The 6,135-nt window shown below is 71.3% G+C and carries 8 protein-coding genes; 4 read left to right on the forward strand and 4 right to left on the reverse strand.

Annotated features, from left to right (window positions below; genetic code table 11):
• Positions 1–187 precede the first annotated feature (187 nt).
• Both AB0K82_RS44130 and AB0K82_RS44135 read right to left on the reverse strand, forming a co-directional pair.
• Positions 188–349, reverse strand: a complete 162-nt coding sequence (locus tag AB0K82_RS44130) for a DUF397 domain-containing protein (RefSeq protein WP_364409640.1) — start codon at positions 347–349, stop codon at positions 188–190.
• A gap of 24 nt (positions 350–373) precedes the next feature.
• The gene (locus tag AB0K82_RS44135) at positions 374–1,231 is read right to left on the reverse strand and encodes a helix-turn-helix transcriptional regulator (RefSeq protein ID WP_364409643.1); all 858 of its coding nucleotides are present in this window, start codon (positions 1,229–1,231) and stop codon (positions 374–376) included.
• A gap of 360 nt (positions 1,232–1,591) precedes the next feature.
• Between AB0K82_RS44135 and AB0K82_RS44140 the strand changes: the two genes are divergently transcribed.
• The 3 genes from AB0K82_RS44140 to AB0K82_RS44150 are packed head-to-tail and all read left to right on the forward strand — an operon-like array spanning position 1,592 to position 3,443.
• Positions 1,592–1,978: a hypothetical protein gene (locus tag AB0K82_RS44140; RefSeq protein ID WP_364409646.1), complete on the forward strand. Its 387-nt coding sequence runs from the start codon at positions 1,592–1,594 to the stop codon at positions 1,976–1,978.
• Between the two features lie 14 nt (positions 1,979–1,992).
• Positions 1,993–2,595 (forward strand): cell wall protein, encoded by a 603-nt coding sequence (locus AB0K82_RS44145; protein WP_364409649.1) that lies wholly within the window; start codon positions 1,993–1,995, stop codon positions 2,593–2,595.
• Between the two features lie 20 nt (positions 2,596–2,615).
• Positions 2,616–3,443 (forward strand): MauE/DoxX family redox-associated membrane protein, encoded by an 828-nt coding sequence (locus AB0K82_RS44150; RefSeq protein WP_364409652.1) that lies wholly within the window; start codon positions 2,616–2,618, stop codon positions 3,441–3,443.
• 327 nt (positions 3,444–3,770) lie between these two features.
• Here AB0K82_RS44150 and AB0K82_RS44155 read toward each other — a convergent pair whose 3' ends face one another.
• A complete protein-coding gene (locus AB0K82_RS44155; protein ID WP_364409655.1) occupies positions 3,771–4,067 on the reverse strand; it encodes a MoaD/ThiS family protein in 297 nt (98 codons plus the stop codon).
• Positions 4,064–5,179: an exo-alpha-sialidase gene (locus tag AB0K82_RS44160; RefSeq protein WP_364409658.1), complete on the reverse strand. Its 1,116-nt coding sequence runs from the start codon at positions 5,177–5,179 to the stop codon at positions 4,064–4,066. The genes AB0K82_RS44155 and AB0K82_RS44160 overlap by 4 nt, the downstream gene beginning before the upstream one ends.
• Positions 5,180–5,371: 192 nt before the next feature.
• On the opposite strand from AB0K82_RS44160, the gene AB0K82_RS44165 reads away from it, so the two are divergent.
• Positions 5,372–6,135: YbdK family carboxylate-amine ligase (locus AB0K82_RS44165; protein WP_364409660.1), on the forward strand; the 764-nt coding region annotated here is incomplete at its 3' end.

Here is a 6,135-nt window from a genome sequence, read left to right on the forward strand (position 1 = left end):
ATCCTGCTCGCGCACGACACCGGCCACCAGGACCGCCTCGTCGCGCTGCGGAACCAGTGCGCAGGAGTCTCGGTGAATACCGTCGTGGCCGCCCGGCTTACGGGGGTCTCGCCCGGTTCGCGCGGCGAGAGGCACGCCGTTCACCGAGTGTTCTGCGCGCGCCGCCGAGCCGGGAGAACGGGGGCCGTCAGCGGACGACCGACGCCGCCTCGACGCAGGAGCCACCCTCGGCGTTGCTGCGGCTGCTCTTGCGCCACGGCACCGCCGTGACCTCGACGCAGTCGCCGCCTTGGGGATTGCTGCGGCTGCTCTTGCGCCAGTCGGCTCCCGCCAGCTCCGGTGTTGTCACGACACGCCCTCTTTCGTCGGCCGGCTACAGCTCGTCCATCGCCGCCGCGATCATCGCGAGTGACCTGTCGACACTCACGCCGTTCGCGATGAGATGGTCGATCATGTTCCTATATTCCGCGATCTCCTCCTTTCTTTCCAGATAGAGGGCGCCGGTGGAGTACTCGATGTAGACGATCGGCGAGTCGTTCGGGTCGGGGAACCGGAGGTAGTTGAACGACTCCGGCGTGGCCAGCACCGGGCCGACCTGGTACGGGAGGACCTGGATGGTGACGTTCGGGCGCTCGGCGAGGCGGAGCAGGTGCTGGAGCTGTGCGCGCATCGCCTCGCGGCCGCCGACGACGCGGTGGAGCACCGACTCGTCGAGGATCGCCCAGACGCGCACCGGGTTCTCCCTGGTGAGCAGTTCCTGCCGGGCCATGCGCAGTTCGACGCGGCGGTCGACCTCCTCGGGCGAGAGCCGGAGGACGTCCACGCCCATCAGGGCGCGGGCGTAGTCGGGGGTCTGGAAGAGACCGTAGAGGAGCTGCGAGCGGTACACCTCGATGGAGAAGGCGGCCGTCTCCAGCCCGAGGTAGATCGAGTACTCGGCGGGAAGGACGTCGTCGTAGCCCTGCCACCAGCCCTTCTTGCGCGAGTCGCGGGCGAGGCCGGTGAGCGTCTCGCGGACCTTCTCGTCCGTGACGCCGTACAGGTCGAGCAGGTCGCGGACGTCGCGCGGGTGCAGCGGCGTCCGGGCGGTCTCCATGCGGCTGAGCTTGGTCGGGGAGCACTCCAGGTGCTCCGACGCCTGCTCCAGCGTCAGGTTGGCTCCTTCGCGGAGGCGCCGCAGCTCGAGTGCCACGCGGCGGCGCCGGAAGGTGGGGCTTTCTTTGATCGCCATGATGACTCCTCGGGGGGAGCGAGCCCCGCTGGTACGCGGGGCTCGGCGTCATCATCATCACGAGGACAGTGACTCTCCGCAAGCGCTTCGTCGCAATTCGCACACGACACTTTCCGTGGCCTGGTGTGGCCAGCGTCGCCGGCCGCCGCATCACCGGACGATTCCCGCGACGAGGACAGGAGCGCGCTTCTGCCAATCGAACGGACGGCCGGTTGTAGAAACTTTCCTTTTACTCGGTTGTTGACGCCGTAAGTTTCTTTCTTCACCATCGGGGCACCCGGGCAGGCCTGTCACGTCGGAACCAACGAACGGAGACAGAAAATGGGGTGTTCCAACAGCAGCTCTCCCGCGTATGGGGAGATGTCATGGTTCTGCTGCGGTAGCTCCTGGGGACCCTGCGGAAGCGCGGGCGGTGGGGCCTGCGGCACCTGCAACTCCGGCTCGCACCAGTGCGCGTGGCCGAACACGTCCGACGCCTGCTTCAACATCACCCGCCCCGACCAGTGCGGCGAGGGCCTGGCCCGGCGCACCTGCGGCCACGTGTTCTACGTGACCAGCGTCTGCAGCGGCAAGTGCGTCAGCGTGTCGATCGCGGACTGCGGGCCGGACACCAACTCCTTCTGCGGCGAACGGTCGTGCTGCGGGTCGACCTGCTACACGAACCGGATCATCGACCTGACGCCCTCGGCGTACAGCGCCATCGCCGACCTCTCCAGCGGGCTGTCCCCCGCCCGTATCGACAGCTGACCGGAGGCCCCGCCATGCCCCAGCCAGACCGCCGTCGTTTCCTCACCTCCGCCGTGCTCGGCGGTTCCGCCGTCGCCGGCGCGACCGCCCTGGGCTCGCTGGCACCCGAGGCCGCGTTCGCCGCCGCCCCCAAGATCAAGCTCGACCCGGGCGCCCTCGACCCGAACTTCGCCGAAGGCCGGATCACCGGCATCAGCGGGTCGCTGCTCAATGCCTCCGGATCCGACCGGACGCTGCACCGCATCCACGTCACCGACGGCACCAGCATCTGGAAGCTGCACCCGACGACCTTCGACCAGATCAAGGTGGGCGACGGGTTCTACGCCCGCGGCGTCCGCCTGCCGGAGGGCTCGCTGGCCGCGGACGCGATCTGGGTGAACATCGTCAACCTGGACGCGTCCATCGCCTCCATCGAGACCAAGCGCCTCCACCTCGACCACAACGGCAAGAGGGTCATCGGCCATGTCGTCAGTGGCCGGACCGCCGCGGTGTACGGCGCCGCGCCGGCGGTCGCCGACCTGACCCGACTGCAGGTCGGCAGGCATGTGAAGGTGATCGGCGCCTGGCGGCCCGACACCAACGAGGTGGACATCGCGACCGTCTACTCGGGCGCGTAGCCGGAAGGAGGCGATCCCCCATGGTCGAGTGGCCGGCGTCGGTCCAGCCGTTGTTCGTCGGCGCGACCCTGCTGTGGTCGGGCGGGATCAAGTGCGCCGGCGCGTCTACCCGTCGCGCCGCGCGACGGTCCGCGTTGCGGTCGCTGGTCGGCGAGGAGAGGGCACCGGTCGTCTACCGGCTGGTCGGGGCCCTGGAACTGGTCCTGGCCGCCGCCCTCCTGCTGCCGCCGGTGTACGCGGGCGAGGCCGTGGCGGCCGCCGTGCTCGCCACCGGGTTCCTCGCCTACCTGGCGTACGCCCGGATCGCCGCGCCGGACTCCTCCTGCGGCTGCATGAGCGCGCGCTCCATGCCGGTCACCTGGCGCGGCTTCGCCCGCGCCGGGCTGATCCTGGCGGCGGCACTGCTCGGTACGCGGGCCGGCCGGTGGTGGGACGGGCCGGCCGCTCACCCCTGGGCCGCCGGGGTCACGCTCCTCGGTGAGGTCGCGGCGCTGGTCGCGCTCTCGCCGGAGGCGGACCGGCGGTGGCTGTACCCGCTGCGTCGGCTGCGGGTACGGCTGCGCCACCCGCTCGCCGACCGGTCGTTCGACATGCCCTTGGAGTCCAGTCTCCAGCAGCTCCACGGCAGCACGGCGTACCGGCAGGTGAGCGGGCTGCTGCGATCCGGGCTGCGGGAGAGCTGGGACGAGGAGGACGTCCGGGTGCTCTGCTACACCGCGGAGTACGAGGGACGGCTCGCCACGGCGGTGTTCGCGGTGCCGCTGCGGCATTACCGGCCCGAAGAGATCCGCGTCGCCCTGGTCGACGAGTCGGCCGAGTCGACGCTGCTGGTCCTCGACGGCGCCTGACCCGCGGCCCGCGTCGCCGGGCCGTCCCCGGTGAGCGCCCTCCGCCCCCGCGGGGGGCGCTCACCGATCCCGAGCATCGGATCCCGGCACGCCGACCTGAACGCGCGGTCGCCACGATCCCGGGACCCGAATCCCGGCACGCCGACCCGTACGCGCGGTCGCCCACCGACCGGACCCCCGCACCGCCGGCCCGAACCTCGGCGGCCGCCGACCGCACCCCGGGCCCACCGGCCCGAGCACGGTCGCCGGCCGACCGAACTCCGGCGCACCGCCCGAACACGGGCGGCCACAGGCCGGAATCCGGCGTACCGGGCGGGTGTGACGTGGTCAGCCGCCCGCCATGGCGCCGACGATGAGGAACGGCTCGGCGCCCGTCGCGACCGGGTCGGGCAGCGGCGTGTCCGGCGGGTCGTGAGAGAGGTCCCGTTCGCACGCGTAGTAGCGGACGAACGCCCGGCGCCGGTGGGTGCCGTGATCACGGATGGTGCCGCGCAGCACCGGATAGCGGGACTCCAGGGCGTCGAGGACGGAGCCCGGCGTGGCCGGACCGGCCACCTCGAGCTCCACTTCGCCGTGGACCTCGGCGAGGACCTTCAGGTGCGCGGGCAGGACGACCCGGATCACGGCAGCGTCTGGACTTCGACGGACAGGACGGCCGGGAGGTCCCGGACGATCGGCGCCCAGCTGTCCCCGGCGTCGGCCGAGACGTAGACCTGCCCGCCGGTCGTGCCGAAGTAGACGCCGCAGGAGTCGAGCGAGTCGACCGCCATCGCGTCGCGGAGCACGTTGACGTAGCAGTGGTCCTGCGGGAGACCTTTCGTCAGCGGCTCCCAGTCGTTCCCGCCCGTCCGGCTGCGGTAGACGCGCAGCCGCCCCTCCGGCGGGTAGTGCTCGGAGTCGCTCTTGATCGGCACGACGTAGACGGTCTCCGGCTCGTGCGCGTGCACCGCGATCGGGAACCCGAAGTCCGACGGCAGGTCGCCGCTGACCTCGCGCCACGACTCGCCCGCGTCGTCGGTCCGCATGACGTCCCAGTGCTTCTGCATGTAGAGGATCTCCGGCCGCGACGGGTGCATCGCGAGGCGGTGGACGCAGTGTCCCACCTCGGCGTCGGGGTCCGGGATCCCGTTGGTGTGCAGGCCGCGGTTGATCGGCCGCCAGGTGTCGCCCCCGTCATCGGTGCGGAACGCGCCCGCGGCGGAGATGGCCACGTACATCCGCCGCGGGTCGGACGGATCGAGGATGATCGTGTGCAGGCACATCCCGCCCGCCCCCGGTTGCCAGGACGAGCCGGAGCCGTGGCGGCGCAGCCCGGGCAACTCCTCCCATGTCCCCCCGCCGTCCTTCGACCGGAACAGCGCGGCGTCCTCGACGCCGGCGTACACGGTGTCCGGGTCGGTCGGCGAGGGCTCCAGGTGCCAGACCCGCGCGAACTCCCAGGGATGCGGCGTGCCGTCGTACCACTGGTGGGTACCGGTGACGCCGTCGTACTCGAACCGATTGCCGACCGGCTCCCAGGTCCGGCCGCCGTCGTCGGACCGCTGGATCAGCTGCCCGAACCACCCGGTGGACTGGGCGGCGTACAGCCGTGAGGGGTCCGCCGGGGAACCCGCGATGTGGTAGATCTCCCAGCCGCCGAAGAAGGGGCCGCTGACCTCCCACTCCTCCCGGCGGGCGTCCGAGGTCAGAACGAACGCGCCCTTGCGCGTGCCGACCAGTACACGTACTCCGCTCATGCGCCCTCCCTCGCCTGACCTGCGGATGTGCAGGTTGCTCACGGTAGACCGCCGCTACGACGAAAACTCATCGTTTCCGCGCACCGGTGAGTCGGATCCGCCGAATCGATGAGCGCGACGACTCGCTTCCAGCCCGGTTCCCCCCGCCTATGCCGGGGTAGAGACGGATTCCTGAGAACGAGGAGGTCGTGGTTGCGAAGTTTCGGAGTCGAAGAGGAACTCCTGCTCGTCGCGCCGAGCAGCGGAGTTCCCGTCGCGCTCGCCGAGTCCGTCACGCGGGGCAAGGACGACGACGGGCCGGAGCGCGAGCTGCAGCGGCAGCAGGTCGAGACGGGCACGGACCCGTGTACGACGCTCGACGAGCTGTCCGGCCAGCTACGGGACCGGCGGAACGCCGCCGCCCGGGCCGCCCGCCGCGCCGGCTCGGAGGTCGCCGCGCTCGCGACCTCACCGCGGGCCGTCACCCCGTCGACCACTCCGGCGGAGCGCTACCTGCGCATGGCCGAGGAGTACGCGCTCACCGCGCAGGAGCAGCTGACCTGCGGCTGCCACGTCCACGTGAGCATCGAGTCCGAGGATGAGGGCGTCGGGGTGCTGGACCGCATCCGCCCGTGGCTGGCGCCCCTGCTCGCGATGACCGGGAACTCCCCCTTCTGGCAGGACCGCGACAGCGGGTACGACAGCTATCGGTACCAGGTCTGGGGGCGCTGGCCGTCGGCCGGGCCGACCGAGGCGTTCGGCACCCCGAAGCTCTACCACGACACCGTACGGTCGATGGTGGAGTCCGGCGCGCTGCTGGACGAGGGGATGATCTACTTCGACGCCCGGCTGTCCCGGCACTATCCGACGCGGATCTCCACTAGCTCAGCGGCGCGCGGGAACGCCGCGCGACTCGGAGTGCCGGGCCGGGCGGCGAGGAGTCAGGCGGCCGGTGAGGAGGATCCAGGCGCCGAGGG

It is taken from the genome of Actinoallomurus sp. NPDC052274, from assembly GCF_040679475.1.
GTDB lineage: Bacteria > Actinomycetota > Actinomycetes > Streptosporangiales > Streptosporangiaceae > Actinoallomurus > Actinoallomurus liliacearum.